General features: G+C 54.6%; 27 protein-coding genes and 2 tRNA genes. 11 read left to right on the forward strand and 18 right to left on the reverse strand.

Annotation, left to right across the window (positions count from 1 at the left end):
• Positions 1-63: 63 nt before the first annotated feature.
• The 3 genes from ACWYRJ_RS09460 to mdtK form a co-directional block, all read right to left on the reverse strand.
• Positions 64-140: transfer RNA gene (locus ACWYRJ_RS09460), tRNA-Val, on the reverse strand.
• A 4-nt stretch (positions 141-144) separates the two neighbouring features.
• A tRNA-Val gene (locus tag ACWYRJ_RS09465) sits at positions 145-221 on the reverse strand.
• Positions 222-374: 153 nt separating this feature from the next.
• Positions 375-1,748: an MdtK family multidrug efflux MATE transporter gene (gene mdtK / locus ACWYRJ_RS09470; RefSeq protein ID WP_111965646.1), complete on the reverse strand. Its 1,374-nt coding sequence runs from the start codon at positions 1,746-1,748 to the stop codon at positions 375-377.
• Between the two features lie 225 nt (positions 1,749-1,973).
• Here mdtK and ACWYRJ_RS09475 point away from each other — a divergent pair, with 225 nt between their 5' ends.
• On the forward strand, positions 1,974-2,615 hold the full coding sequence (locus ACWYRJ_RS09475) for a riboflavin synthase subunit alpha (protein WP_095442481.1): 642 nt from the start codon (positions 1,974-1,976) through the stop codon (positions 2,613-2,615).
• 32 nt (positions 2,616-2,647) lie between these two features.
• On the opposite strand, the gene cfa is transcribed toward ACWYRJ_RS09475, so the two are convergent.
• Both cfa and punC read right to left on the reverse strand, forming a co-directional pair.
• A complete protein-coding gene (cfa, locus tag ACWYRJ_RS09480; RefSeq protein WP_455507783.1) occupies positions 2,648-3,796 on the reverse strand; it encodes a cyclopropane fatty acyl phospholipid synthase in 1,149 nt (382 codons plus the stop codon).
• Between the two features lie 298 nt (positions 3,797-4,094).
• Positions 4,095-5,294 (reverse strand): purine nucleoside transporter PunC, encoded by a 1,200-nt coding sequence (punC, locus tag ACWYRJ_RS09485; protein ID WP_455507784.1) that lies wholly within the window; start codon positions 5,292-5,294, stop codon positions 4,095-4,097.
• A 114-nt stretch (positions 5,295-5,408) separates the two neighbouring features.
• On the opposite strand from punC, the gene punR reads away from it, so the two are divergent.
• A complete protein-coding gene (punR, locus tag ACWYRJ_RS09490) occupies positions 5,409-6,320 on the forward strand; it encodes a DNA-binding transcriptional activator PunR (RefSeq protein ID WP_048222755.1) in 912 nt (303 codons plus the stop codon).
• Between the two features lie 17 nt (positions 6,321-6,337).
• On the opposite strand, the gene purR is transcribed toward punR, so the two are convergent.
• Positions 6,338-7,363, reverse strand: a complete 1,026-nt coding sequence (purR, locus tag ACWYRJ_RS09495; RefSeq protein ID WP_008500597.1) for an HTH-type transcriptional repressor PurR — start codon at positions 7,361-7,363, stop codon at positions 6,338-6,340.
• A 297-nt stretch (positions 7,364-7,660) separates the two neighbouring features.
• Between purR and cydH the strand changes: the two genes are divergently transcribed.
• Both cydH and ACWYRJ_RS09505 read left to right on the forward strand, forming a co-directional pair.
• On the forward strand, positions 7,661-7,750 hold the full coding sequence (cydH, locus tag ACWYRJ_RS09500; RefSeq protein WP_032638260.1) for a cytochrome bd-I oxidase subunit CydH: 90 nt from the start codon (positions 7,661-7,663) through the stop codon (positions 7,748-7,750).
• Positions 7,751-7,913: 163 nt separating this feature from the next.
• Entirely contained in the window at positions 7,914-9,080 is a 1,167-nt protein-coding gene (locus tag ACWYRJ_RS09505) for an MFS transporter (RefSeq protein WP_223581962.1), read from the forward strand.
• Between the two features lie 38 nt (positions 9,081-9,118).
• Here ACWYRJ_RS09505 and sodB read toward each other — a convergent pair whose 3' ends face one another.
• Positions 9,119-9,700, reverse strand: a complete 582-nt coding sequence (sodB, locus tag ACWYRJ_RS09510; RefSeq protein ID WP_455507785.1) for a superoxide dismutase [Fe] — start codon at positions 9,698-9,700, stop codon at positions 9,119-9,121.
• A gap of 122 nt (positions 9,701-9,822) precedes the next feature.
• Positions 9,823-10,596 (reverse strand): C40 family peptidase, encoded by a 774-nt coding sequence (locus ACWYRJ_RS09515; protein ID WP_455507786.1) that lies wholly within the window; start codon positions 10,594-10,596, stop codon positions 9,823-9,825.
• Between the two features lie 338 nt (positions 10,597-10,934).
• On the opposite strand from ACWYRJ_RS09515, the gene grxD reads away from it, so the two are divergent.
• Positions 10,935-11,282: a monothiol glutaredoxin 4 gene (gene grxD / locus ACWYRJ_RS09520; protein WP_003832760.1), complete on the forward strand. Its 348-nt coding sequence runs from the start codon at positions 10,935-10,937 to the stop codon at positions 11,280-11,282.
• 44 nt (positions 11,283-11,326) lie between these two features.
• Here grxD and rnt read toward each other — a convergent pair whose 3' ends face one another.
• The 5 genes from rnt to eptA form a co-directional block, all read right to left on the reverse strand.
• Positions 11,327-11,977: a ribonuclease T gene (gene rnt / locus ACWYRJ_RS09525; protein WP_061098432.1), complete on the reverse strand. Its 651-nt coding sequence runs from the start codon at positions 11,975-11,977 to the stop codon at positions 11,327-11,329.
• 95 nt (positions 11,978-12,072) lie between these two features.
• Positions 12,073-12,480 carry a lactoylglutathione lyase gene (gene gloA, locus ACWYRJ_RS09530; RefSeq protein ID WP_455507787.1) on the reverse strand — a complete coding sequence of 136 codons (408 nt, stop codon included), beginning with the start codon at positions 12,478-12,480 and terminating at the stop codon, positions 12,073-12,075.
• 100 nt (positions 12,481-12,580) lie between these two features.
• The gene (nemA, locus tag ACWYRJ_RS09535; protein WP_455507788.1) at positions 12,581-13,678 is read right to left on the reverse strand and encodes an N-ethylmaleimide reductase; all 1,098 of its coding nucleotides are present in this window, start codon (positions 13,676-13,678) and stop codon (positions 12,581-12,583) included.
• Positions 13,679-13,732: 54 nt separating this feature from the next.
• Positions 13,733-14,332, reverse strand: coding sequence for a TetR/AcrR family transcriptional regulator (locus ACWYRJ_RS09540; protein ID WP_111965654.1), 600 nt, complete (start codon positions 14,330-14,332; stop codon positions 13,733-13,735).
• A gap of 41 nt (positions 14,333-14,373) precedes the next feature.
• Positions 14,374-15,999 carry a phosphoethanolamine transferase EptA gene (gene eptA / locus ACWYRJ_RS09545; RefSeq protein WP_455507789.1) on the reverse strand — a complete coding sequence of 542 codons (1,626 nt, stop codon included), beginning with the start codon at positions 15,997-15,999 and terminating at the stop codon, positions 14,374-14,376.
• A 149-nt stretch (positions 16,000-16,148) separates the two neighbouring features.
• Between eptA and ACWYRJ_RS09550 the strand changes: the two genes are divergently transcribed.
• From ACWYRJ_RS09550 to sodC, 3 genes are all read left to right on the forward strand, one after another.
• Complete coding sequence (locus ACWYRJ_RS09550; protein ID WP_008500587.1) at positions 16,149-16,388, forward strand: DUF1289 domain-containing protein; 240 nt, start codon at positions 16,149-16,151, stop codon at positions 16,386-16,388.
• A gap of 48 nt (positions 16,389-16,436) precedes the next feature.
• Positions 16,437-17,333 (forward strand): aldo/keto reductase, encoded by an 897-nt coding sequence (locus tag ACWYRJ_RS09555; RefSeq protein ID WP_455507790.1) that lies wholly within the window; start codon positions 16,437-16,439, stop codon positions 17,331-17,333.
• A gap of 80 nt (positions 17,334-17,413) precedes the next feature.
• On the forward strand, positions 17,414-17,932 hold the full coding sequence (gene sodC / locus ACWYRJ_RS09560; RefSeq protein ID WP_455507791.1) for a superoxide dismutase [Cu-Zn] SodC: 519 nt from the start codon (positions 17,414-17,416) through the stop codon (positions 17,930-17,932).
• Here sodC and ACWYRJ_RS09565 read toward each other — a convergent pair.
• From ACWYRJ_RS09565 to ACWYRJ_RS09575, 3 genes are read right to left on the reverse strand one after another with little or no spacing between them, the layout of a single operon-like run.
• Positions 17,911-19,944 (reverse strand): FUSC family protein, encoded by a 2,034-nt coding sequence (locus ACWYRJ_RS09565; protein ID WP_455507792.1) that lies wholly within the window; start codon positions 19,942-19,944, stop codon positions 17,911-17,913. The two genes, sodC and ACWYRJ_RS09565, sit on opposite strands and share 22 nt — an antisense overlap.
• Positions 19,944-20,804 carry an efflux RND transporter periplasmic adaptor subunit gene (locus ACWYRJ_RS09570; protein WP_455507793.1) on the reverse strand — a complete coding sequence of 287 codons (861 nt, stop codon included), beginning with the start codon at positions 20,802-20,804 and terminating at the stop codon, positions 19,944-19,946. Before ACWYRJ_RS09570 ends, ACWYRJ_RS09565 begins: the two co-directional genes overlap by 1 nt.
• 2 nt (positions 20,805-20,806) lie before the next feature.
• Positions 20,807-21,043, reverse strand: coding sequence for a DUF1656 domain-containing protein (locus tag ACWYRJ_RS09575; protein WP_455507794.1), 237 nt, complete (start codon positions 21,041-21,043; stop codon positions 20,807-20,809).
• A gap of 186 nt (positions 21,044-21,229) precedes the next feature.
• Here ACWYRJ_RS09575 and slyA point away from each other — a divergent pair, with 186 nt between their 5' ends.
• Positions 21,230-21,670, forward strand: coding sequence for a transcriptional regulator SlyA (gene slyA / locus ACWYRJ_RS09580; protein WP_111965661.1), 441 nt, complete (start codon positions 21,230-21,232; stop codon positions 21,668-21,670).
• A 35-nt stretch (positions 21,671-21,705) separates the two neighbouring features.
• Here slyA and ACWYRJ_RS09585 read toward each other — a convergent pair whose 3' ends face one another.
• The gene (locus ACWYRJ_RS09585; RefSeq protein WP_223581972.1) at positions 21,706-23,067 is read right to left on the reverse strand and encodes a sensor domain-containing diguanylate cyclase; all 1,362 of its coding nucleotides are present in this window, start codon (positions 23,065-23,067) and stop codon (positions 21,706-21,708) included.
• Between the two features lie 198 nt (positions 23,068-23,265).
• Entirely contained in the window at positions 23,266-23,733 is a 468-nt protein-coding gene (slyB, locus tag ACWYRJ_RS09590; protein ID WP_047348789.1) for an outer membrane lipoprotein SlyB, read from the reverse strand.
• A 254-nt stretch (positions 23,734-23,987) separates the two neighbouring features.
• Between slyB and anmK the strand changes: the two genes are divergently transcribed.
• Entirely contained in the window at positions 23,988-25,112 is a 1,125-nt protein-coding gene (anmK, locus tag ACWYRJ_RS09595) for an anhydro-N-acetylmuramic acid kinase (protein WP_455507795.1), read from the forward strand.
• Between the two features lie 93 nt (positions 25,113-25,205).
• Positions 25,206-25,529: a C-type lysozyme inhibitor gene (gene mliC / locus ACWYRJ_RS09600; RefSeq protein WP_008500576.1), complete on the forward strand. Its 324-nt coding sequence runs from the start codon at positions 25,206-25,208 to the stop codon at positions 25,527-25,529.
• The last annotated feature ends 56 nt before the right edge of the window (positions 25,530-25,585 follow it).

Raw genomic sequence — 25,585 nt, forward strand, 5'->3', positions numbered from 1 at the left:
AAAATAAGGGATTAGGAAAATTCAGGATATCAGAAGAGGAGTTGCACCATTTCAGGACTGAAATGGTGCGTCCGAGTGGACTCGAACCACCGACCCCCACCATGTCAAGGTGGTGCTCTAACCAACTGAGCTACGGACGCAGAATGGTGCGTTCAATTGGACTCGAACCAACGACCCCCACCATGTCAAGGTGGTGCTCTAACCAACTGAGCTATGAACGCAACGTGTTGTCGGTGACAACGGGGACGAATATTAGCGGCACAGCATCGAGGTGGCAAGAGGGAAAATGCAATTTTCTCTCTGATTTCACGCGATTGCTGTATTACCGCGCAAAGTGAAGAGAAAGTAGCCGCCAGGCGGCGGCTACTGCGTCGTTAACGTGCAGCGCGTTGCAAAATGACCGTTGATGGCTGGCGTTGCAGGAAGCGCATGCGCATCATCATCATAATCGCCGCCGAGGTCAGGCCGATGATAAAGCCCATCCAGAACCCTGCCGGTCCCATGCGCTCAACCACCAGGTCGGTCAGGGCCAGAATATAGCCACACGGCAGACCCAGCACCCAGTAGGCGATGAAGGTGATAAAGAAGATGGAACGCGTGTCTTTATAGCCGCGCAGCACGCCGCTGCCAATCACCTGAATGGAGTCAGAAATCTGGTAAATCGCGGCCAGTAGCATCAGGTGCGATGCCAGTGTGACGACTTCCGGATTGTCGTTGTAGAGCAGGGCGATCTGCTCGCGTAATGCAACGGTAAAGAGCGCAGTACAGATCGCCATGCAGACGCCGACGCCCAGCCCGGTTCGGGCGGCCGTTTGCGCATCGAGCGTTGAGCCCTGGCCCAGGCGGAAGCCCACGCGAATCGTCACCGCCGCCGCCAGCGACATCGGCAGGACGAACATCAGGGAGCTAAAGTTCAGCGCGATCTGGTGCCCGGCGACGTTCACAATGCCCAGCGGGGAGACCAGCAGGGCGACCACGGCAAACAGGGTCACCTCAAAGAACAGCGCGAGGGCAATCGGCAACCCTAACTGCACCAGACGCGTCATGATGTTCCAGTCCGGCGTGCTGAATCTGTGCTCGTTACGAATATCGCGCATGGAGCGGGCGCGCTTCACGAAGGTAAGCATCGAGAAGAACATTACCCAGTAAACGGCGGCCGTCGCCACGCCGCAGCCGACGCCGCCCAGCTCCGGCATCCCGAAATGACCGTAAATAAAGACATAGTTAACGGGAATGTTGACCAGCAGCCCGATAAAGCCCATCACCATGCCGGGCTTAGTTTTCGCCAGGCCTTCACACTGGTTACGCGCCACCTGGAAGAAGAGGTAGCCAGGCGCACCCCAGAGCAGCGCGCGCAAATAACCCACGGCTTTGTCCGCCAGTGCCGGGTCAATGTTATGCATAGCGCGAATGATATGGCCCGCGTTCCAGAGCACGACCATAATCAGCACCGAGACAAATCCTGCCAGCCAGAAGCCCTGGCGGACCTGATGGGCAATGCGCTCGCGGCGCCCCGAGCCATTGAGCTGAGCGATAACAGGGGTGAGTGCGAGCAGCAGACCGTGGCCGAACAGGATGGCCGGAAGCCAGATTGACGTACCGATAGCTACGGCCGCCATGTCGGTGGCGCTGTAGCCACCTGCCATTACCGTATCCACAAATCCCATTGCGGTCTGGGCCACCTGCGCGACGATCACTGGTATAGCCAGTGCCAATAGCTGGCGCGCTTCATTCATGTACTTCTGCACGTGAACACCTTTATTTTGTAGTTATATGAGAGACTAAAAAAGCCGCCGAAACTGGCAGCAAGAAGAAAATGCAGGGGGGTGCCAGCTATTGTAGCGGGCTTTAGCTATTTATCTAGTGAAAAAATCGCCAGAAAATGCGCTCTGCTGGCAACCTGTTTTTCCAACTGTTATTGTGGAGGGATTAAACGGTGTCATCACCGTTCGGAAAAAACAGGAGTTGTAAGCATGTTTACTGGTATTGTGCAGGGCACTGCCAAAGTGGTGTCCATTGATGAAAAACCTAATTTCCGTACTCATGTTGTTGAGCTGCCGGAATATATGCTTGAGGGCATTGAAACCGGTGCGTCGATTGCCCATAACGGCTGCTGCCTGACCGTTACCGAAATTAACGGCAACCAGATTAGCTTTGATTTAATGAAAGAGACGCTGCGGATCACTAACCTGGGCGAGCTGGTGGTAGGCGATACCATCAACGTTGAGCGCGCGGCGAAGTTCAGCGATGAGATTGGCGGTCATCTTATGTCGGGGCACATCATGACCACCGCCGAAGTGGCGAAAATCGTGACCTCGGAAAATAACCGTCAAATCTGGTTTAAAATGCAGGACCCGTCATTAATGAAATACATTCTCTATAAAGGATTTATTGGCATTGACGGGATTAGCCTGACGGTAGGGGAAGTGACGCCAACGCGTTTTTGCGTGCATTTAATTCCTGAAACGCTGCAGCGCACCACGCTGGGCGCGAAAAAACTGGGGCATCGCGTGAATATCGAAATCGATCCGCAGACCCAGGCTGTGGTGGATACGGTTGAGCGCGTGCTGGCAGCAAAAGAAGCCGCAATAATAAAGACCGCCGAAGAAGAATAAAAAATAACCCCGGATATCCGGGGTTATTTTATTTAGCGTGCGACACGCAGTCCGTGTTCTATCCCACGGCTGAATACCACCTGCCAGAGCTGAATATCCCGTGCGCGAAACGCCCCCGCGCAGGCATTCAGATAATAGCTAAACATTCGTTTGAATCGTTCAGAATAGTTGTCCGCAATCTCTGGCCAGGCTTTCTGGAAACGTTCATGCCATGCCATTAAGGTGGTGTCGTAGTCCGCGCCAAAGTTATGCCAGTCTTCCATCACGAAATGGGGTTCACTGGCGTTGGCAATCTGGCGAACGGACGGTAAACAGCCATTCGGAAAGATGTATTTGTTGATCCACGGGTCAACGTTGTTGTCGGTCCGCTTAGAGCCGATGGTGTGCAGCAGGAAGATGCCGTCCGGTTTCAGATTCCGGTCCACCACCTCAAAATAGGTATCGTAGTTTTTTGGCCCCACGTGCTCGAACATGCCGACGGAAACAATCCGGTCAAACTGTTCATTCAGGTCACGGTAGTCCTGCAGCCTGATATCCACATCGAGATCCTGGCAGCGCTCCCGCGCCATTTTTTGCTGTTCCGCTGAGATCGTCACGCCGACCACGCTGACGGCATAATGCTTCGCCATAAAATATGCCAGCCCACCCCAGCCGCAGCCGATATCCAGCACGCGCATGCCGGGCTGTAGCTGCAGCTTCTCGCTAATCAGACGCAGCTTCGCCTGCTGAGCCTCTTCAAGCGTAGAGGCCTCTTTCCAGTAGGCGCAGGAGTATTGCATGAAAGGGTCCAGCATACGGCTGAACAAATCGTTGCCAAGATCGTAATGTTCTTTGCCAACGATCCATGCGCGTTTTTTACTCTGGAGATTGAAAAGTCGGGCAGAGGCGACGCGCAGGGTGTCTTTCAGGTTGCGAGGGAGTTGATTTTCAAGACCGGCACGCAACACGCTGGCGAAAAAGGTATCCAGACGTTCACACTCCCACCAGCCGTCCATGTAGCTTTCTCCCAGGCCTAACGACCCTTCCCGCAACACGCGTTTAAAAAAGTCGGGATGTTTAACCTGAGGATCGGATGGCGATGATCCATTGGTAGTGATGCCTGCTCGACCTAACAGTTCACTGACGATCCGGGACCAGTTATCGTCCGGAACGCTGACTTCTTCTATACACGATGAACTCATAGCTTCTCCATCACCCTACTGTGATCAGAACCTTAAAACAGCGTAGACGCTTTTTTTGGTTTGTGAGAAATCTCACGGTAAATACCGCGAGGCTAGTATCCGACGTAGAACAGAGGAAGGGAGATAACCCTTGCCGAAATGCCTTCCATGGTAAAACGGGAGCACTCCGGCTCCCGTTAACACTTAATATTTATCGTATTTAATCGAACCAAATTTAGTATAGGCTTCAAAATTTGGTGATTCAATAGAAAATTGTTAGCAACCTAATCACTGAAATATAACATGATTTCTGGCGCAATCAGGCATGCGAGGTTTCCACCTGAGCACCGTTATCCTGCTCACGCTGTGCGGAGGCCTGCATGCGATAGCCCAATACCGCCAGCGCTACGGTGAACAGCATCACGCTGGTGGTGGTCAAAAGCGGCGTAGCAATCAGCGCCGAGACCACCAGGCTTGCCAGGAAGCACAAACCCAGCTGCAGGGTGTTCTGCAGCGCGGCGGCGCGGCCTGTTGCCTGCGGGAACGGTCGCAGGGCCTGCGCCACAACGATAGGGTAAATCGCCCCGTTCGCAATGGCCATTACGCAGAACGGGATCAAAATTTCGGCCAGACCGGCACCCGGAATAAAGCCAACGGCCCATGTCCCGATGACGCTCAGCGCATACAGCACCAGCAGCCACGGCAGCATCTGCTGGCCCTCCCATCTTTGCAGCGCCGCGCGACAGCCGTACCCGCCCACAAGGAACGCGATTGTCTGCGGAACATAGCTCAGGCCGATGGCTGCCGGACTGTAACCCATATCGTGCAGAATGAACGGCGAGCCGGTGAGCCATGCGAAGAAGCTTGCCGAGCAGGCGGCATAGATCAGGACATTCCCGCGATACGCTTTGGCGCTCAACAGCGAGGTGAAGGTAATCGGCTTCGCGTCGGCATGCGCCTCTTTTTTATGCGCGGGCTTGAGGGCGAGAGCCGGCAGCATCAGTACCAGGGTAATGGCAAACAGCGTGGCGAAGATGGCCTGCCAGTCGAAATGCGCGAGGATCCAGCTGCCCAGCAGCGGAGCCAGGGCAGGGGAGAGGCCCACCAGCGGCATAATGGTGGCGAAAATACGATTTGTGCGGTTAGCCGGGTAGTAGTCGGTCACCAGCGCCTGCCAGGTCACGGCCGCGGCACAGACGCCTACAGCCTGAATAAAACGCAGCACCAGCAGCCAGGTGGCGTCGCGTACCCATAACATCCCCAGGCAGCCCACGGCAAAAATGGCCAGACCCAGCAGCAGTACCGGTTTACGACCAAAGCGATCCGAGAGCGGTCCCCAGAGCAGCTGTGCAAAAGCAAAACCGGCGAGGAACAAACTCAGGCTGGCACTGATGGCGGCAGCGGGGGTTTGCAAATCTTCCTGCATCGCGGCAAAAGCCGGCAGGTACATATCGGTGGCCAAAAAGCCCAGCACGCTTAAGCCGCCGAGCCAGACTAAAAAACCGTTCCTGGGTTGCATTATTTTATTCTCCTGAGGAGGCAGGTATACATTGGCGCTGAGTGTAGGGAGTGCAAAGCCGCTTGTGAAACGCTAATATTTGGCGGGTGCATTCAAATTTTTTGCAGGCAGAAAATGTGGTCAGATTATTCTCTTGAAGTGGTCGATGCTGTCGCGCGTAACGGCAGCTTCAGCGGTGCGGCGCAGGAGCTGCACCGCGTCCCTTCAGCCATCAGCTACACGGTGCGTCAACTGGAGGAGTGGCTGGCGGTTCCGCTGTTTGAGCGGCGGCATCGTGACGTGGAATTGACGCCCGCCGGGGCGTGGTTTTTGAAGGAAGGGCGTTCTGTTATCAAAAAAATGCAGATCACCCGCGAACAGTGCCAGCAGATCGCCAACGGCTGGCGGGGACATCTTTCCATCGCGGTGGATAACATCGTGAAGCCGGAACGCACCCGACAGATGATTGTCGATTTCTATCGTCATTTCTCTGACGTTGAGCTGCGGGTCTCGCAGGAGGTGTTCAACGGGGTGTGGGATGCGCTGGCGGACGGCAGGGCGGAGATGGCGATTGGCGCGACGCAGGCGATCCCGGTCGGGGGACGTTACGCCTTTCGCGACATGGGGATGCTGAGCTGGAAATGCGTGGTGGCCAGCGATCATCCTCTGGCAGCGATGGACGGGCCGCTTAGCGACGATACTCTGCGCAACTGGCCCTCGCTGGTGCTGGAGGATACGTCCCGTTCATTGCCCAAGCGTATCACCTGGCTTCTGGACAACCAGCGGCGGGTGGTGGCTCCGGACTGGGAATCGTCGGCGACGTGCCTCAGTGCCGGACTGTGCGTCGCGATGGTGCCCGTTCATTTTGCGCGTCCGCGCATCGATACCGGCGAATGGGTTGAACTGACGCTGGAAAATCCGTTCCCGGACGCGGCCTGCTGCCTGACCTGGCAACAAAATGATGTCTCGCCCGCCATGGCCTGGCTGCTGGATTATCTGGGGGACAGCGAAACGCTGAACCGGGAATGGTTACGGGAGCCAGCGTAGCTGGCCCCGTAAAGGGATTAACGACGGTAGTCGCGGAACGGACCGTCCGCTACGGAACGGCGTTCAATCAGGCGCGGGTGAACTTCAATGGACTGCGACTCTTCGCGCTTGTTGACGATCCTGTCGAGCAGCATATTGAAGGCCGTTTCGCCCAGCGAATCTTTCGGCTGGTGAATGGTGGTCAGCGCTGGGGTGAAGAAGCGCGCGTTACGCACGTTGTCATACCCGATCACGGAAATATCCTGCGGTACGCGCAGACCCAGTTCATCGGCGGCGCAGAGCGCGCCCATGGCCATGATGTCACCCCCGCAGAAAACGGCGGTCGGACGGTGCGGCTGGGAAACGATCTGCTGCATCGCGCGGTAGCCTGATTCCGGCTCAAAGTCGCCCTGCACGATCCAGTTTTCCGGCACGGTGATCAGCGCTTCTTCCATCGCTTTCATAAAACCGGCCAGACGGCCCGCGCCGGTGTTGCGCTCCAGCGGACCCGGGATCACGCCAATCTCGCGGTGACCGCGTTCGATCAGGTAACGTCCGGCCATGTAACCGCCTTCAAAGGCATTGTCGATAACGGAGTCGGTGAAATCCGCACGCGCTTCGCCCCAGTCCATAACGACCATGGGGATATGGCGATACTCTTCGAGCATCGACAGCACGGATTCCGGATACTCGGAACACATTACCAGCAGGCCGTCAACGCGCTTCTGCGCCATCATCGACAGGTAGGCGCGCTGTTTTTCAATGCTGTTCCACGCGTTGCCCAGAATCAGGGTATAGCCTTTCTGGAAGCAGTTTTTTTCAACCGCTTCAATGATCTCGGCAAAATAGGCCGCTTCACTACTGGTCGCCAGCAATCCAATGGACTTGGTGTGATTAACCTTGAGGCTACGCGCGACCGCACTTGGCGAATAGTGCAGCTCCTTGATCGCTGCCCAGACGGCGTTGCGCGTCTCTTCCGCCACAAAGCGGGTTTTGTTAATTACATGTGATACGGTTGTAGTGGAAACGTTTGCGCGTTTTGCTACGTCTTTAATTGTTGCCATTAAATGTCACTCCAGACCATATCCTAAGCTCCTGAAAAACTTGAAGGTAAACGTTTGCCTTCTCTCACCCTTATCACGCAATCTTGAATTGCGGCACGCCGGGAAAACGACACGGGACGTCAGGAGGGGGTCAATGGCCGGTACGCTAATAAATTTAGCGTGGAATTTTGTCCTATCTTGATGAAAAGGGGAAGAGGTAAAGTGGTTATCAGTATAAATCCAGGAAGATTTTTGACGTAATCTGTGCAAAAATGAGCAAGCTCACTTTTCGTGTGGGGATTAAAAGGAGAAAAATTGATGAGTACCGATCTTAAGTTTTCGCTGTTCACCACCGTTGTTGTGCTGGCTCTGATTGTTGCGGCCGGTCTGACGGCTGCGCTGCACTGATTTACGCGGAGGGAGAGCCTACTCCCTCCCGACTCCCCGGATTGTTACTTCTCTGGCAAAAATCTTTTGCCATTTTGTTAACTTCTCATTTTTTGTGATTGATGTCATGCTTTCCGCTTCTTTGTTCTGTGTCACCACATGACACGGCATCCGGAGTTGACGCATGAAAATCAATTTTCCCCTGCTGGCCCTGGCGATTGGCGCTTTTGGGATTGGCACCACTGAATTCTCCCCGATGGGGTTACTGCCCGTCATCGCCCGCGGCGTGGACGTCTCGATCCCTGCGGCAGGCATGTTGATCAGCGCCTACGCTATCGGCGTGATGGTGGGAGCGCCGCTGATGACGCTTCTGCTTTCTCATCGCGCGCGCCGCAATGCGCTGATTTTCCTGATGGCGATTTTCACCCTCGGCAACGTGCTTTCGGCCATTTCGCCGGACTACACCACGCTGATGCTGTCACGTATTCTGACAAGCCTCAACCACGGCGCGTTCTTTGGGCTGGGGTCGGTCGTGGCGGCAAGCGTGGTGCCAAAACACAAGCAGGCGAGCGCCGTGGCCACCATGTTTATGGGGCTGACCATCGCTAACATCGGCGGTGTTCCTGCGGCAACCTGGCTGGGAGAAGCGATCGGCTGGCGTATGTCTTTCCTGGCGACGGCCGGGCTGGGCGTGGTCGCGATGGTGGCATTGTTCTTCTCCCTGCCGAAAGGCAGCGCCGGAGAACGTCCGGAAGTGCGTAAGGAGCTGGCGGTGCTGATGCGCCCGCAGGTGCTTTCCGCGCTGCTTACCACCGTTCTCGGGGCAGGGGCGATGTTTACCCTCTATACCTATATTTCACCGGTACTGCATGACATTACCCACGCAACGCCTCTCTTTGTGACCGCGATGCTGGTGCTGATTGGCGTGGGCTTCTCGATCGGTAACTATCTCGGTGGGAAATTTGCCGACCGTTCCGTGAGCGGGACGCTGAAGGGCTTCTTAACTCTGCTGATTGTCATCATGATTGCCATTCCGTGGCTGGCGCGAAACGAGTTTGGCGCCGCGGTGGCGATGGTCGTCTGGGGTGCAGCAACGTTCGCCGTGGTGCCACCGCTGCAGATGCGCGTGATGCGTGTTGCGCATGAAGCGCCGGGCCTCTCATCCTCGGTCAATATCGGTGCCTTTAACCTGGGCAATGCGCTCGGTGCGGCGGCCGGTGGGGTCGTGATTTCAGGTGGTCTGGGATACAGCTTTGTGCCGGTGATGGGGGCAATCATTGCCGCGCTCGGCCTGCTGTTGGTGATGATGTCGGGGCGTAAACAGCCAGAAGCAGCCTGCGCTGCGGAATAAACCAAAAACGCAGAAGGGCGAACCCTTCTGCGTGTCTTTTACGCGGCGAAGTTCTTCGCCACAAAGTCCCAGTTAACCAATGCCCAGAAGTGTTCCAGGTAGTTCGGGCGCGCGTTACGGTAATCGATGTAGTAAGCGTGTTCCCATACGTCCACGGTCATCAGCGGCTTCGCGCTGGTGGTCAGCGGGGTGCCCGCGTTAGAAGTGGATACGATAGCCAGTTTGCCATCCGCCTCTTTAACCAGCCACGTCCAGCCTGAACCGAAGTTCTTGATGGCGGCATCGGTGAATTTCGCCTTGAAGTCCGCGAAGCTGCTAAATGCGGCGTTGATAGCGGTAGCCAGTTCACCGACAGGTTCACCGCCGGCATTCGGCGCCAGGCAGTGCCAGTAGAAGGTGTGGTTCCACACCTGAGCTGCGTTGTTGAATACGCCACCCTCAGAGCTGCGGACGATCTCTTCCAGCGTTTTGCCTTCAAAATCGGTGCCCTTGATCAGGTTGTTCAGGTTGGTGACGTAAGTCTGGTGATGTTTGCCGTAGTGATATTCCAGGGTTTCCGCAGAAATGTGCGGGGCCAGGGCGTCTTTTGCATACGGTAGTGCAGGTAATTCGAACGACATTGCTTCTCTCCTTATTGTATTTTGCGTTGCCAATAACCACACAGACAACAAGGACAGGATAGCAAATTGAAAGGGTATGCAAAAGAGGAACTTACCCTGCCACGGGTGTGGCAGGGCAGGGGTTAGCGAATGGTTTTCGGCGTCATCACGCGACGCGCGCCGACGTAGTGGCGTACCCAGTAGTCTTCACTGAGAGAGGTGATCTGAATATCCTGACCGCTACGTGGAGACTGGATGAATTTCCCGTTGCCGACATAGACGCCGACGTGGTCAGCCGTGCCGCGACCCTGGGTGCGGAAGAACACCAGATCGCCATTTTCCAGCTCACCGCGGTCAACCGGTGAGGCATCGCGGAGGTGGTACATCTCATTGGCGGTACGAGGAATGCGGAACTTGACCAGATCTTTATAGGCGTAATAGACGAGGCCGCTGCAGTCAAAACCGGTACGCGGCGAAGTCCCACCCCAGTGATAAGGTTTGCCAATCTGCCCCATCAGCTTATTCATTGCGGTTTTTTGCGCTTTCTGTACGCGCACTTTATGCACTTCAGCAATTTTCGTGATCTTCGTGCATTTCGCCTTATGGCCTTTACGCGTGATGCATTTTTCAGTAACGAGGTTAGAGGCGGTTTGCGAAGCTTTACTTTTGGCAGAGTGGGCAGTGCGGGAAGGTTTTGTTTTTGTTTTGCTGGAAGCGGTCTGTTTCGTCTGAGCCGGTGTTTTTTTCTTGTCGTTCTTAGCGGTGGTTTTTTTCTTACGTTCTGTGGCTTTCACCAGATGGTTTTTTTGTACAGCAGAATGCCGCGCCTGCTGAGAGGCGTTTGCCACTGGCGTGAAAGTGAGTGAAGTAAACAGTAAAGCACAGAGCGTGATCGAGATTTTATTTATCCGCGCCACTGGGCAGTCCCCTGATAAATGCAGGTCATCAATAATACCCGCGTGTGATTTACAAAGCCCGTCGATTCTAATCTATAAAAAGCCAGAAAGTTAATAGCATTTTTCAATCTACAATCGTGTTTCGTTAGCAAGTGCAAAAAAATTCATCGTTCTGTCGCACATTTGCCCGCTCCTTAAGCAAAACCATGAATGCCGCAGGGGTAAACACCATTTGCAATGCAACTTTTCGTGACTCGGGGTAGAATGTATAAACGTGACAAAAATGTTATTTTCCGATGCCAGTCTGAACCGCTACAATGTCAGACGAATGCCGTAACAGAAGTTAAAGGAAGCAAGACATGAGCACCACTATTGAAAAAATCCAGCGCCAGATCGCTGAAAACCCGATTCTGCTGTATATGAAAGGTTCTCCGAAGCTGCCAAGCTGCGGCTTCTCCGCACAAGCGGTTCAGGCGCTGTCAGCCTGTGGTGAGCGTTTTGCTTACGTTGATATCCTGCAGAATCCGGACATCCGCGCTGAGCTGCCTAAGTACGCTAACTGGCCGACTTTCCCACAGCTGTGGGTTGACGGCGAACTGGTTGGCGGCTGCGATATCCTGATTGAAATGTATCAGCGCGGCGAACTGCAGCAGCTGATCAAAGAGACGGCGGCGAAGTATAAAACGGAAGAGCCGGACGCAGAGTAATTTTCTGCGCAAATAAAAAAGCGACCAGATAAGGTCGCTTTTTTTTATTCTTCGCTGTCACCCATCGGCAGCGGCCAGCCGCCAAGACGCTTCCAGCGGTTGACGATCTCACAGAACAGCTCTGCGGTGCGCTCCGTATCGTATAGAGCGGAGTGCGCCTGCGTTCCGTCGAACGGAATGCCAGCCGTAATGCAGGCTTTAGATAACACCGTTTGTCCCAGCGCCAGGCCGCTCAATGCGGCGGTGTCGAAGGTGACAAAAGGGTGGAAGGGGTTGCGTTTGAGCGACGCGCGCTCCGCGGCAGCCATGGTAAAGCTGTGATCGAAGGTGGCGTTATGGGCCACCATAATGGCGCGGCTGCAGTTGCTCTCTTTCATGCCTTTACGCACCATTTTAAAAATGGCGTGCAGCGCATCATATTCACTGACGGCACCGCGCAGCGGGTTATGCGGATCGATACCGTTAAACGCCAGCGCTTCCGGCTGTAAGTTTGCCCCTTCGAAAGGTTCAACGTGGAAATGCAGCGTGGTGTCCGGTGTAAGCCAGCCCTGTTCATCCATCTTCAGCGTGATGGCGGCAATTTCGAGCAGCGCATCGGTTTTAGCGTTAAATCCGGCTGTTTCTACATCAATGACAACGGGATAAAAACCACGAAAACGGTCGCACAGACCGCTAAATTGAGCGTTATCGGACATCAGGGTCTCTTACATGGGGAAAAAGCAGAGCGCATTATGGCAAATTTTGCGGGGTGATGCAGTAAAACTACGGGCGCACGTTGCGCCCTGAGGGATCAGTTGCCCAGACCGCGACCGGCGTCTTTGGCTTCAATCAGCTCGATTTTGTAACCGTCCGGATCTTCCACAAACGCAATCATGGTGGTGCCGCCTTTTACCGGGCCCGCTTCACGCGTGACGTTACCGCCATTTTTGCGAATGCGTTCGCACGCATCGGCCGCGTTATCCACTTCCAGCGCGATATGGCCGTAGGCCGTGCCCAACTCATAGCTGTCAATGCCCCAGTTGTAGGTCAGCTCGATCACCGCTTCATCCGTTTCCGGGCCGTAACCCACGAACGCCAGCGAGTATTTATATTCCGGGTTTTCGCTGGTGCGCAGCAGCTTCATGCCCAGGACGTTAGTGTAGAAATCGATAGAACGTTGCAGGTCGCCAACGCGCAGCATGGTGTGAAGTAGGCGCATAATTTCCTCATTAACCAATGGAATAAAAAAGCTTTTTGATCAGGAACGATGTTTTAGTATAGCGGCGAACTGTCGCCGCTATCAATTAACAATGGCGAGATTACAGTGAAGGGTAGTCGGTGTAGCCTTCCGCGCCGCCGCCGTAGAAGCTTTCCGGACGCTGCGGGTTGAGCGCTGCTTTTTTCTGCAGACGAGCAACCAGATCCGGGTTGGCGATGTAGTCACGGCCAAACGCGACGGCATCAATCAGCCCTTTATTAATCAGATCTTCGGCTTTCTCCGGCGTATACGCCCCTGCACCGATGATCACCCCGTGGAAACGTTCGCGCACTTTCTGACGGAAAGCCTCAGTGTATGGCTTGCCGCCGGCCCAGTCCGGCTCGGACATGTGCAGATAAGCGATGCCACGTTTAGCCAGTTCTTCGATCAGGTACAGTGCATCGGCTTCTTCGTTCGGACCGTTGTCTACGTTCTGGAAAGAACCGATTGGGGAAACGCGGATCCCGATACGATCCGGGTTCCACTCCTGACATACGGCATCAACCACTTCCAGTACCAGGCGAGCGCGATTTTCGACGCTGCCGCCGTACTGGTCGGTGCGATGGTTAGACGACGGTGACAGGAACTGGTGCAGCAGGTAGCCGTGCGCGGAGTGCAGCTCAATCAGGTCAAAACCGGCTTCACGAGCGTTGGCCACTGCCTGGCGGAAGTCGTTAACGATACCCGGGATTTCATCCAGCTCCAGGGCACGTGGCATAGAGGTATCCACGCGGATCGCATTACCGTTTTCATCACGCAGGGAAGTGCGGGTATTTGCACTGAGGGCCGAAGCGGAGACCGGAGCCTGGCCGCCAGGCTGAATGCTGCTGTGAGAGATACGACCGGTATGCCACAGCTGGACCGCAATGCGACCCTCTTCAGCGTGAACGCCTGCGGTAATTTTCTGCCATGCGGCGATCTGTTCCGGGCTGTGAAGGCCCGGCGCGCCCGCATAACCCTTCGCCTGAGCAGAAATCTGTGTGGCTTCCGTAATGATCAGGCCAGAGCTTGCGCGCTGACGATAGTATTCGCCCATCAGGGGGGTGGGGATGTCACCCGGCTCAATGCTGCGCAGACGGGTCAGCGGAGCCATAAACACGCGGTTTGGCGCCGTGACGGCACCCACTTTCAATGGGGTAAACAGTTTTTCAGCTGACATAAAGACTCCTGAGTAGACCAGTCGACTAGTAATAAGGTAAATAAAAAGCGCCCGTTATACGCCTGGCGCAGTAATACTGTTTTTCACATGTGCCAGCGCGCTTTCCAGCGGCAGGGCACTGCGCGAAATTTTTGCCTGCAGGTTGGCTCCTAACCAGAGGGAGTAGAGCACCTGAGACTGCATTAAGGGGTCGCCGGAAAAGGCCAGCGTTTTTTCTTCGCGGCCTTTTTCCAGCGCCTGGGCCAGCAGGGCGATTACGCCGCGGGCACCCTTATCCATCGCCGAGCGCATATCTTCGGAAAGATCGCACACTTCGGCAGACAGTTTGACCGTCAGGCATCCGCTGATAATGCCCTGCTGACAGAACTGGTTCAGCGTTTCCTGATAGTAATTCAGAACACGATCCCGATAGTTTCCCTCACCCGACGCAAAGTGGGTCGCCAAGCGCTGGTGGTAGCCAGCATAATGACGCTCCAGCATCGCCACGCCAAAGGCCTCTTTGGAACGGAAGTAGTGATAAAACGACCCCTTCGGTACCTCAGCGGTTTTTAATAACTCGCTCAACCCCATACCGGTAAACCCGCGATGCATGCAAAGCTGCTCGCCGGTTGCCAGTAGATGTTCGCGGGTATCGTGTTCAGTATTTCTGCTCATGGCCGCACTCTAATAGACCGTTCGGTCTAATGCAAGCGAGTTTACTGCCGACATGCACTCAGTATATCCAGCTGCGGTTGATAAACCGTTGATTTCACATTCATCATACCCAATACGGTTGAGAACAAATTGTCCTGGGAAACCGCATTTTTTGCTGCCTGGTCACGCAAACACTGTCCGTTGATGCCAAAGTTTTTTGCATAATCCGGTGACAGCCAGAACATAAACGGAATATGCGTTTGCTGCTCCGGCGCCAGCATGTACGGCGTGCCGTGCAGATAAATACCGCTTTCACCCAGTGATTCACCGTGATCCGAAAGGTAAATCAGCGCGGTGTTCATGCTTGCCTGTCGCGCTTTCAGCGCATCAATGGTTTTGCTGACCATGCTGTCGGTATAGAGGATAGTGTTGTCATAGGTGTTTACCAGCGCCTGATGGTCGCAATCCTGAATTTCATTGGTGTCGCAGGTTGGGGTGAATTTCCGGAAATTGTCCGGGTAACGGCGATAGTACGCCGGTCCATGACTCCCCATCAGGTGGATAACCAGCACCGTATCTTGCTTCACGCCATCCAGCACGTTGTCCAGCCGGTAGAAGTTCACGTCGTCAATACAGGATTTATCTTTGCAGAACTGATCCAGATTCCACTGCGTCATATCGGTATGGGGGATGCGATCGCAGGCACCTTTACAGCCGCCGTCGTTGTCACGCCACAGCAGATTGATTCCCGCATGCTTCAGCACATCGAGCAGACCTTCCTGATGGTGTGCAAGGTCGGCATCGTACTTGCTGCGCGTCATGCCGGAGAACATGCACGGAACGGAAACCGCGGTTTCAGTGCCGCATGAGGAGGCCTGCGGGAAGTTAATCACATCCTGCTTTTTTAGCTCCGGGTTGGTTTCACGATCGTAACCGTTCAGGGAGTAGTTTGCCGCGCGAGACGCTTCGCCGACGACAAGCACCAGAACGGTTTTCTTGTGTTGACCGGAAATCAGTGGCCCTTTATGGGCATCTTCACCAATCCGCACCAGCGTCTGATCGCCGGCAAACCAGCGCATCTTGCTGTACTTCACCACGGCGCTGACATAGTTCGCCGGAGTGACCATTTTGACGATGCTTTTGTTATTGCGGAATAGCGACGCGTAATCTTTATAAAACAGCGCGGCAACCAGAATAATCACCAGCAGAGCGCCGAGCATCGCGGCAACCCGCGTCAGCAGGGCATACCACCATTTCCCGGTACGAATGCGGGTAAGAGCCAGCACCACCGAGGGAACGAGGCCTGCGATAACAATCCACAGAATCATCTGCGGGGTCACCAGGGCGGTCGCTTCCTGAGAGTTGGTTTCGAAGACGTTCACAATCATATTCTGATCGATCACCGCACCGTAGGTGTACATAAAATACGTCGCAGCGGCGCAACCGATGGTTAAAACAATCAGCAGCGGTTTACGGATATACGGGATATTAAGCAGGCTAAAAACAATCACCCAACCGCAAAACAGCACCAGCGGTACGGAGGCGGCAAAGAGGAAGTCGTGCAGATGGACTGGGCCGATAATGGCCCAGCTGCGCTGGATAAACAGCCCGTTGATTAGCGTAAAGAAGAGAGCACAACCCAGAGTAAATTTAATGTCGTTACAGTGTAACTTTTTGATTGACCACATCGATCGGTAAACCTGTTATTGTCATGATGGGCCGAGTATAGAGAGGGAAGATTAGTGAAACCTTAATGCCACAAATCTGTGATACAGGCCTTGCACGTGGCGCGTTTAGCGTCTTCACTGTAGGTGAGAGTGGCTATCTGGAGGTGAGAGTGGCAGAGCAGCTGGAGTTTTTCCCTATCCAGAGCCCGTGCCGGGGTATTTGTCAGGTTGATGAACGCGGATATTGCCGTGGATGCATGCGTACCCGTGACGAGCGTTTCAACTGGCAAAACTTTAGCGACACGCAAAAGCAGGAGGTACTACGCCTCTGTCGACAGCGCCTTCTGCGCAAAATACGCGCAAACAAAGCGGGTGAGACCGAAGAACCCCAGCAACCTTCACTTTTTTAACACGGTAATTGCGTATACTCATGACATTACGTCCTTGAGGAAAATGTTATGGTTCAGCGAATTACCCTTGCCCCCCAGGGGCCAGAATTCTCCCGTTTTGTCATGGGCTACTGGCGCCTGATGGACTGGAATATGTCTCCGCTCCAGTTGGCGAGCTTTATTGAAGAGCACCTCGATTTAGGCATCACCACGGTCGATCATGCTGATATTTACGGTGGCTACCAGTGCGAGGCCGCGTTCGGCGAGGCGCTTAAGCTGGTTCCGGCACTGCGCGATCGCATGGAAATTGTCACGAAGTGTGGGATTGCCACCACGGCAAAGCCGGAACACGCCCTCGGTCATTACATCACCGACAGCGCGCATATCATCAAGAGCGCCGAGCAATCGCTGGTTAATCTGGCGACCGATCGTATCGACCTGCTCTTAATCCACCGCCCCGACCCGCTGATGGATGCTGACGAGGTGGCGGAAGCTTTCCTGAACCTGCATCAGAGTGGGAAAGTGCGTCATTTCGGCGTTTCTAACTTTACCCCGGCACAGTTTGCGCTTCTTCAGTCTCGTCTGCCGTTTACCCTGGCCACTAACCAGGTTGAGATCTCCCCGGTTCACCAGCCGCTGCTGCTGGATGGTACCCTCGATCAGCTACAACAGCTGCGCATTCGCCCGATGGCCTGGTCCTGCCTGGGGGGCGGACGCCTGTTTAATGATGATGAATTCCAGCCGCTGCGCAACGAGCTTGAGTCGATCGCCCGCGAACTGAACGCGGAAAGCATCGAACAGGTGGTTTACGCGTGGATCCTGCGCCTGCCGTCAAAACCGCTGCCAATTATCGGTTCCGGCAAAATAGAACGCGTGCGTTCTGCACTGGCCGCTGAAGAGCTGCAGATAACCCGCCAGCAGTGGTTCCGCATCCGCAAAGCCGCTCTGGGTTACGACGTGCCATAAACCGCCAGAAGGTGACTTTCCGGTGAAATCTTTGCCTCTGGTATACACTTAAGGGGCAAAAAATAACCCGCGGAGGTCATATGAAGCGTTTTGCTCTGGCACTGGTCACGCTGGTTGTTTGCGCAGGGGCGCAGGCAGCCAGCGACGAAGTGGAAATGAATCTCGTCACCCCACAAGGTGTGGGTCAGTCCATCGGAACGGTGAAAATCACGGAAACCGATAAAGGACTGGAGTTTGCTCCCAGCCTCAAAGCACTCCCGCCCGGTGAGCATGGTTTCCATGTTCATGCCAAAGGCAGCTGTCAGCCCGCTTTAAAAGAAGGTAAACCGTCGGCGGCGGAAGCGGCAGGGGGGCACCTCGATCCCCAGCATTCCGGTAAGCATGAAGGCCCGGATGGAATGGGGCATTTAGGCGATCTGCCCGTGCTTGTGGTCAATAACGACGGTAAAGCTACCGAACCCGTCGTCGCGCCGCGTCTGAAAAAGCTGGATGAGGTGAAAGGCAGAGCGCTGATGATCCATGTCGGTGGCGACAATATGTCCGATCAGCCTAAACCGCTTGGCGGCGGAGGGGCACGCTATGCGTGCGGCGTGATCTGATCCCCAATCGTTCCCGGTGGCGGTGCCTGTTCCAGCTGCGATAGCGAGCAGTGCAGGCGCCAGATTATCGAGGCTAAATCACGGGCTGCGGGCAGATGATGCTGTGCAAGCGTATCGCAGATCCGCTGCAGTTCATTCAGCATGGTTTCCAGCGGTCGCTGCTGGACACCGCTCTCGTTCATCACATCGCGCAGCAGGGATATGCAAATATCGCGAACCTGCGACAGCGGGTCGGAACGTGTTTCCCACCCGCGAAGCTGCCAGACCACGTGCGAGCAGTTCAACAGCACTACGCCCCAGCGCAGTAGCCAGCGCCGGGAAAGTGCGTCCTGGCTGCTGTTCAACTGGCTGACGTGATGATAAACCAGCGATTCATATTCGTTTTCACTCATGTGTGGTTTACGGCTGAGCTGGTCGACAAACCCTCTGCGTAACTCCCGGATATGCCTGCGGCTCTTGCGTGCATCGGAGCCGGGACGTAACACCGCGAAAGCCAGCCACGCCAGCCCCACGCCAAGGATCTTCGCCAGGTTGTCATTGAGAAAGTCTGCGTAATCATAAACCGGCGGATTCGTTACGGAGATAAACGAGCCCATAAAGACAATCAGCTGTCCCCAAAGGCCCGCCAGCTTTGGCATCTGCAGCTTCAGAAGCTGCATGGTGGTCAACAGGGGAAACAGGAACAGCAGGAACTGCCAAAGATCGCTTATCTGCACCATCAGGCCAAATTTCACCACGAAGCTGAAGAGCGATAGCAGCACCAGCGTGCGCAACAGGAGAGTAAGTGAGTTGAACGGCGAGGCCGCGACGGAGTAAAGTACGCAGCTGATGGCGGCAAGCGTCAGGGCCGCCGTACCGGACTCCCACTGCGTGGTAATGCTCCATGCTCCCACCAGCATCAGCGCGCAGAAGGTGCGAAAACCGCTCCACAACGCTTCAAGATAGTCGGTATGGCGTGCAAGTGCCGGGCTTCCGGGGACGTTGAACTCCGTCAATGGGGTCGCATTCTCGACGGCCATAATCCAGCGGCTGCTGCGCAGGTACAGACGGCAGAAGTAATTCAGGCGCTGCCAGAAGGCGCGATGGCGGTAGTCGTACTCATCAACAGGGGCGAGCGGGGCGATGATCTTCGCAACGGTGTAGATGTCCGCATCCGGGCGCGAAAATGCCGCGAGCAGCGTTTCGATGACGGCACGGGTATTTTCAGGCGGCGTCGGCCAGTTGAGCAGCATCCTGCGCAGGCTGGAGATGGCGCTGGTCATACGCAACTGCTGATGCAGCAAATAGTTAAGCAGGGTGTTCTGGCGGCGAAAGCGGTAGTGACTCCAGAACGCCTGAATACGCAACAGATTCATCGTCAGAATCTGTCCGATAACCTTTTCATGCGCGAGGCGGATATCGTCGCTGTTATCCGGTTGCCACAGCAGGCTCGCGTGTTCCAGTAGCCGGGTGTGCATGGTTTTTAGCGCAGTGATAAGCGCTGTGCCGTCGGATGTGCTGGGGAGGATCATCATCATGAAGCCGCCGCTGAGGATCCCGACAATCACTTCACAGACGCGCGCCTGGGCGATATTCCACAGCTCGGTGGTGTCGAGCACGTTAACTACCGGAAAGGCGATAATGGCGGCGGTATAGCCCGCCAGCTGAAAAGCGTAGGCGACGTTATTAGTAAAATGGGCGCAGGCCCAGGTACAGCCCCCCAGCCATGCCGCCATACTGAGCAGGAACAGCCACGGATCGTTCAGCGTATGCCCGGCGATAATTAACGCTGCGGTGGCGCCCAGCAGGCTGCCTGCGATACGGCCAAGGCTTTTACTGATCACCCCGCCCACCGTTGGGAAACTAACCACCGCCGCAGACGTCATCGCCCAGTAGGGCTCATCCAGGTTCAGGTAATAGGCGACGGTCAGCGCCAGACACATGGCAATGCCGTTACGTAGGGCGTAGCGCCACTGTGGACGCGTCGCTTTCATCCACGGCGTGTTTTGCCAGGCGATCCCCTGCAGCTTCATTAACGGGTTCCGATGGAGACTGTGCAGGTGGTGCCGGACACCAGCGTAATGTCCTGCGGTAAACGGTCAAACTCCACGCGAACCGGAACGCGCTGGGCCAGACGTACCCACGGTACGTTTGGCTTAATGTCCGGCACAAGACCTGAATCCGTTTCAAGGCTTTGATCGTAAATGGCTCGGCCAACGCTGGATACATGACCCTGTAACCTCTGAGAGCCGCTGTAAAGCGTTATAGCGGCTGGCGAGCCCTCGCGAATATGCCGAAGCTTGGTCTCTTCGAAATAGCCCACGACGTAGAAGGAGTGACTGTCGACGAGGGCGAATATCGGTTGTCCCGTGGTGGCATAATTCCCCACGCGGGCGGAGAGGTTGGTCACCCATCCATCGACAGGTGCTGTAATCACAGTTTGGGTCAGCTGCCACTGCGCCTGCTTCAGCGTCGCCTCCGCCACGTTGACGTTAGCCTGCATCGCCTTAACGTTGATATTGGCGGTATCTAAATCTTCCGCTGAAATGTAGTTTTGCGACAGATGGCGGCGGCGATTGGCCTCGTTGTTGGCCTTTGCCAGATCCGACTGGGCTTTTGCCAGCTGTGCCTGGGCGTTCAGAATCGCAATATGGTACGGGGTATCGTCGATACGGAATAAAACGTCCCCCTTTTTTACAAACTGGTTATCCTTAACTAAAAGCGTTGTGATACTTCCCGAAACCTGAGGAGTAATGCTGACCTGTTCAGCGCGAACTTTGCCGTCACGCGTCCAGGGCGACTGCATATAAAAATTCCACATCCACCACCCCGCAACCAGCGCGAGGGCAAGGACAAACAGGGTGGAAAAGTACTTTAGCGTTTTCAGGGACATATTCACCACACAGTCAAAACGGCAAGGCCCAGGCACACGGAATGGGCAAACAGGGAAAGATCCATCAACATGGGATGCCAGATTTCACCGGAGTACATCCAGTCGCGAAGCAGACGATGCGCGATGAGCCAGAGCAGAAAACCCACCAGAACGGCCTTAAACAGCGGAGGAAAATAGACTGACGCACCGAAGATCAGGTCCTGAAGGGGCAACCCCTCTGAGCGATGAAAAAACGTCACGGGCAGAAATCCTTTGCAGTGAACAGAATGCCGCGTTGGCTTGTCTTAGTATGATGAAGCATCACAATTCAGTGTAAGTCATACTTTTAAGTTCGATGATTGAAGTATTGCATTTGTTTTGGCAATACAAATGCTGCACACTATTCTAAAATCAGTATAATAACTTAGCAAGCTAATTATAAGGAGATGAAATTGGAATCGCCATTAGGTTCTGATCTGGCAAGGTTGGTACGCGTCTGGCGTGCTCTGATTGACCATCGCCTGAAACCTCTGGAACTCACACAGACGCATTGGGTCACGCTGCACAACATCCATCAGCTGCCGCCCGATCAGTCGCAAATTCAGCTGGCAAAAGCGATAGGGATTGAGCAACCGTCGCTGGTGCGTACGCTTGACCAGCTGGAAGAGAAGGGGTTGATCTCGCGGCAAACCTGCGCCAGCGATCGTCGCGCCAAGCGGATTAAACTCACCGAGAAAGCGGCGCCTATCATCACGGAAATGGAAGCCGTGATCACCAGGACGCGCGGTGAAATCCTGTCAGGCGTTTCACCCGCGGAGCTGGAAATGCTCATCAGCCTTATTGCTCGCCTTGAGCAAAACATCCATGAGCTGCATTCTCGCGACTAATAAACACCAAGGCCTTGCAGCAGCAAGGCCTTTTTTTACTTAAAGACGACCACACGATTACGTCCCGTCTCCTTCGCTTCATACATCGCTTTGTCGGCGTTTTCCACGCACGTTTCTGCGGCTATCGCGGGTGACGTCGCCGTATACACCCCCATGCTGATAGTGACTGGCTCCGGTAGTTGACCGCCGCTGCTGGTGTTATCGAAGCTGCTCAGATTTAACCGTATGCGCTCCGCCACCTGGTGCGCTGCTTCTGATGAGGTGTTGGCCAGCATCAGAACAAACTCCTCACCACCGATACGGGCCGCGATGTCCTGCGGGCGTACGGAATCCATCAGCAGGTTAGCGACAAACTGCAGGACTTTGTCGCCCTGAAGATGCCCATAGGTGTCGTTGATGCGCTTGAAGCGATCGAGATCGCTTACGATGACGGAAACAGGCCGGCTGGGTTTGGCGATATCCAGCGCCTGCTTCAATGTTTCATAAAAATAGCTGCGGTTATAAAGGCGCGTGAGCGGGTCGCGAATTGAGTTCTGGTAGGACTGCTGATACTTGACGTGCGAGTCGCGATACAGCCTGAAAACATCGTAGAGCAGAACAAAAATGATCAGCAGCGTGGCGACAGTTTCAAATAAGCGGGCGCGATACCAGGAGACATCTTCGACATTTCCACCCGCTAACAGCATTGTAAGCGTGACGATATAGCAGACGCACAGAAAATTACCACCCACCCAGAATAAATTGCGTATGCGCGTAATAAACATCAGCGTTCCTAATGTCACCACCCAGAGTGCAATTAATGCAATATTAATGAAGTGGCTCCAGAGAACCATAAATTCACGGGTTTCATTATCCACCAGATCAATGGATAAAAAGGAAGAGTGACTGGAATACATCCAGGCCAACCCTACTGCAAAGACGGTAAAGAGAAACTCGCCGCCCACAATAAGGATATGCGCCAGTCGTGAAAGGGGACAATTGCGCGTGGTATAGAGTATTGCCGAAACGATTATTAGCACCGCCATTAAAAGATGGCGGAACATATAGAAGATCATCGCATCGTTATAGTTCACAGCGTTGAACTGATAGAGGTCCAGCCAGGCGGGAAAGCAGGACAACGTCCCGACCATCAGCGATGCCGACCCGGCAAAGGCAAAAGCGATCGCTACCAGATACAACCGTTTTCGGTCGCACCAGTATTTCATTGCCATAAAGAAGGCAATAAACAGGTTAAACACCAGCAAAAAAATGGTGAGCGTAGGGAACAAATGAGACGAGAAGCTAGGTACCCATTCGGCAATTTTTGAAAACAGGGCGTGTAATATGCCAATGACAACAATACAACCCAGACAGAACGAGGTATAACGACCCTTTACAGAACGATGATTCGAAAACATATACGTTTTTAATGGCTTTATAATGAATTAGGGTGAGGTAATTGCGAGAGTTTATTCAATTAGCCTGAGAAATACTTTGCGCAAAAACAATATATGATGTGGTTAAAAATTGGCGGGATGAATCTATTTTGTAAATATATTTGTGGGAGTGATATATATTGTAAATGGATGTGGTCCGATGACCACATCCATTTTTAATTAACGTGGAGAAACGGTCACCTGGCTTCCGTTGCTTGCCAGAACGACGCGCTGGCCTGCAGAGAAGCGAGTGTTGCCTTGTTTCTGGACAACCATGATAGTGCTGCCATCGTCTTTACGAATTTCCAGCTCTACGCCCTGAGTTTTGTTCATCGCACCCTGTACGCCCTGGCCAGCTACACCACCTGCAACGGCGCCTGCGGCCGTCGCCAGCGAGCGGCCAGTGCCACCGCCGACGGTATTACCCAGGAAACCACCCAGGACGGCACCACCGATTGCGCCCATCACGTTGTTTTCATCACCACCCTGGATCTGTACAGGGCGTGCGTTAACAACGGTACCGTAAGTTACGTTCTGAACCTGTTTCGCTTCAGAAGCGCTGTAAACGTCGCCAGAGAGTGAACTGTCATTCACACAGCCAGCCAGAGTTAAACCAATCAGCGAAACGCCCAGTACACGTAAAATCATTTGAATCTCCTGTTCACCAAAAACGCCCGATTGGGGCATCCGTTATGGCTAAATTATATGGCATAAGGGGCCATAGTTCATATCTTTGCACTAACAATAAGAAAATTGTACTTGAATTTGACTTAACGAGAGATAAACAGGAGCCGCCCGCGTTAGGCGTCTGACATTGTTAAAAAATATTATCACCCGATGGCAATGCTGCGCCGTTTATGGTTGAGTGGGTATCCTTAGCCCACGCAACGTAAGGAAAGCGCATGAAATCGGGTCGCTACATTGGTGTGATGTCAGGCACCAGTCTGGATGGGGTAGATGTCGTTCTGGCCGCTATTGACGAAAACATGGTGGCACAGCAGGCGAGCCTGACCTGGCCAATCCCCATTTCACTGAAAGAGGATATTCTGAGTATTTGTCAGGGGCAGCAGCTGACCCTCTCCCAGCTAGGACAGCTTGATGTGCGCCTGGGGGCGCTGTTTGCGGATGCGGTTTTGGCATTAATGCAGAAAGAACATCTTCGCCCGCAGGATGTGGTGGCCATCGGGTGTCATGGACAAACGGTCTGGCATGAGCCCGGAGGAGATGCCCCGCATACGCTGCAAATCGGTGATAACAACCAGATTGTGGCGAAGACGGGCGTGACGGTGGTTGGCGATTTCCGTCGTCGCGATATCGCCCTTGGCGGACAGGGCGCGCCGCTGGTACCTGCGTTCCATCAGGCGCTACTGGCGCACCCTTCCGAACGTCGTATGGTGCTCAACATTGGTGGGATCGCCAATCTGTCGATGCTGATCCCGGGGCAGCCGGTGCGCGGCTACGATACCGGCCCGGGCAATATGCTGATGGACGCCTGGATCTGGCGTCAGTGCGGTCAACCGTATGATAAAAACGCGGAGTGGGCGAGCGAGGGTAAGGTAATTATCCCGCTGCTGCAGTCCATGCTGAGCGACCCTTATTTTGCCTTACCGGCACCGAAAAGTACGGGGCGTGAATACTTCAACTTTGGCTGGCTTGAGCGCCAGCTGGCGTCATTCCCGGCGCTTGCACCGCAGGATGTCCAGGCGACGCTTGCCGAGCTCACGGCCGTGTCGATTTCCGAACAGGTGCTCCTCAGCGGCGGATGCGAACGCCTGCTGGTGTGCGGCGGGGGAAGCCGTAACCCGCTGGTGATGGCGCGTCTTGCGGGGCTACTGCCGGGTACCGAAGTGTCTACGACCGATGAGGCTGGCATCAGCGGGGATGACATGGAGGCGCTGGCCTTCGCCTGGCTTGCCTGGCGCACCATTGCCGGGCTGCCGGGCAATTTACCGTCGGTAACCGGCGCTCGCGAGACGAGCGTTCTTGGGGCGATTTTCCCGGCAAATCCGCGTCATAATCAGAGTTAACTGAAATTCAACGCGGTGCGTCGCCGTTAGAATGGAACGAAACAGGAGGGTGGCCATGCCCTCCAGGACCAGGAAAGTCTTCGGAATACGCCCATGAAAAAACTTCTTCTTATTGCCGCTCCTTTGTTGCTGTCAGGATGCAGCGTCTATAACCAGCTCGTTGAGCGCATGCAGACCGATACGCTGGAGTATCGCTGCGACGAAAAACCGCTGACCGTGAAGCTGAACAATCCGCGCCAGGAAGCCAGTTTTGTTTACGACAATAAATTGCTGACGCTGAAGCAGGGCATTTCGGCCTCGGGCGCCCGCTACACCGACGGTATCTATGTCTTCTGGTCGAAAGGCGACAGCGCCACGGTCTACAAACGCGACCGTATTGTGCTGAACAATTGCCAGCTCGAAAATCCGAAGCGTTGAGATTTTTACAGGGGCGGCGCACAATAGCGCCACCCACTCTCAATGTCAGCTAACGC

Source organism: Enterobacter sp. (assembly GCF_977039595.1).

Bases quoted from the DNA above. Each gene is read 5' to 3' on its own strand.
- ACWYRJ_RS09475 (WP_095442481.1), top strand. From the start codon at position 1,974: ATGTTTACTGGTATTGTGCAGGGCACTGCCAAAGTGGTGTCCATTGAT.
- cfa (WP_455507783.1), bottom strand. From the start codon at position 3,796: ATGAGTTCATCGTGTATAGAAGAAGTCAGCGTTCCGGACGATAACTGG.
- punC (WP_455507784.1), bottom strand. From the start codon at position 5,294: ATGCAACCCAGGAACGGTTTTTTAGTCTGGCTCGGCGGCTTAAGCGTG.
- punR (WP_048222755.1), top strand. From the start codon at position 5,409: ATGTGGTCAGATTATTCTCTTGAAGTGGTCGATGCTGTCGCGCGTAAC.
- purR (WP_008500597.1), bottom strand. From the start codon at position 7,363: ATGGCAACAATTAAAGACGTAGCAAAACGCGCAAACGTTTCCACTACA.
- cydH (WP_032638260.1), top strand. From the start codon at position 7,661: ATGAGTACCGATCTTAAGTTTTCGCTGTTCACCACCGTTGTTGTGCTG.
- ACWYRJ_RS09505 (WP_223581962.1), top strand. From the start codon at position 7,914: ATGAAAATCAATTTTCCCCTGCTGGCCCTGGCGATTGGCGCTTTTGGG.
- sodB (WP_455507785.1), bottom strand. From the start codon at position 9,700: ATGTCGTTCGAATTACCTGCACTACCGTATGCAAAAGACGCCCTGGCC.
- grxD (WP_003832760.1), top strand. From the start codon at position 10,935: ATGAGCACCACTATTGAAAAAATCCAGCGCCAGATCGCTGAAAACCCG.
- rnt (WP_061098432.1), bottom strand. From the start codon at position 11,977: ATGTCCGATAACGCTCAATTTAGCGGTCTGTGCGACCGTTTTCGTGGT.
- gloA (WP_455507787.1), bottom strand. From the start codon at position 12,480: ATGCGCCTACTTCACACCATGCTGCGCGTTGGCGACCTGCAACGTTCT.
- nemA (WP_455507788.1), bottom strand. From the start codon at position 13,678: ATGTCAGCTGAAAAACTGTTTACCCCATTGAAAGTGGGTGCCGTCACG.
- ACWYRJ_RS09540 (WP_111965654.1), bottom strand. From the start codon at position 14,332: ATGAGCAGAAATACTGAACACGATACCCGCGAACATCTACTGGCAACC.
- eptA (WP_455507789.1), bottom strand. From the start codon at position 15,999: ATGTGGTCAATCAAAAAGTTACACTGTAACGACATTAAATTTACTCTG.
- ACWYRJ_RS09555 (WP_455507790.1), top strand. From the start codon at position 16,437: ATGGTTCAGCGAATTACCCTTGCCCCCCAGGGGCCAGAATTCTCCCGT.
- sodC (WP_455507791.1), top strand. From the start codon at position 17,414: ATGAAGCGTTTTGCTCTGGCACTGGTCACGCTGGTTGTTTGCGCAGGG.
- ACWYRJ_RS09565 (WP_455507792.1), bottom strand. From the start codon at position 19,944: ATGAAGCTGCAGGGGATCGCCTGGCAAAACACGCCGTGGATGAAAGCG.
- ACWYRJ_RS09570 (WP_455507793.1), bottom strand. From the start codon at position 20,804: ATGTCCCTGAAAACGCTAAAGTACTTTTCCACCCTGTTTGTCCTTGCC.
- slyA (WP_111965661.1), top strand. From the start codon at position 21,230: ATGAAATTGGAATCGCCATTAGGTTCTGATCTGGCAAGGTTGGTACGC.
- ACWYRJ_RS09585 (WP_223581972.1), bottom strand. From the start codon at position 23,067: ATGTTTTCGAATCATCGTTCTGTAAAGGGTCGTTATACCTCGTTCTGT.
- slyB (WP_047348789.1), bottom strand. From the start codon at position 23,733: ATGATTTTACGTGTACTGGGCGTTTCGCTGATTGGTTTAACTCTGGCT.
- anmK (WP_455507795.1), top strand. From the start codon at position 23,988: ATGAAATCGGGTCGCTACATTGGTGTGATGTCAGGCACCAGTCTGGAT.
- mliC (WP_008500576.1), top strand. From the start codon at position 25,206: ATGAAAAAACTTCTTCTTATTGCCGCTCCTTTGTTGCTGTCAGGATGC.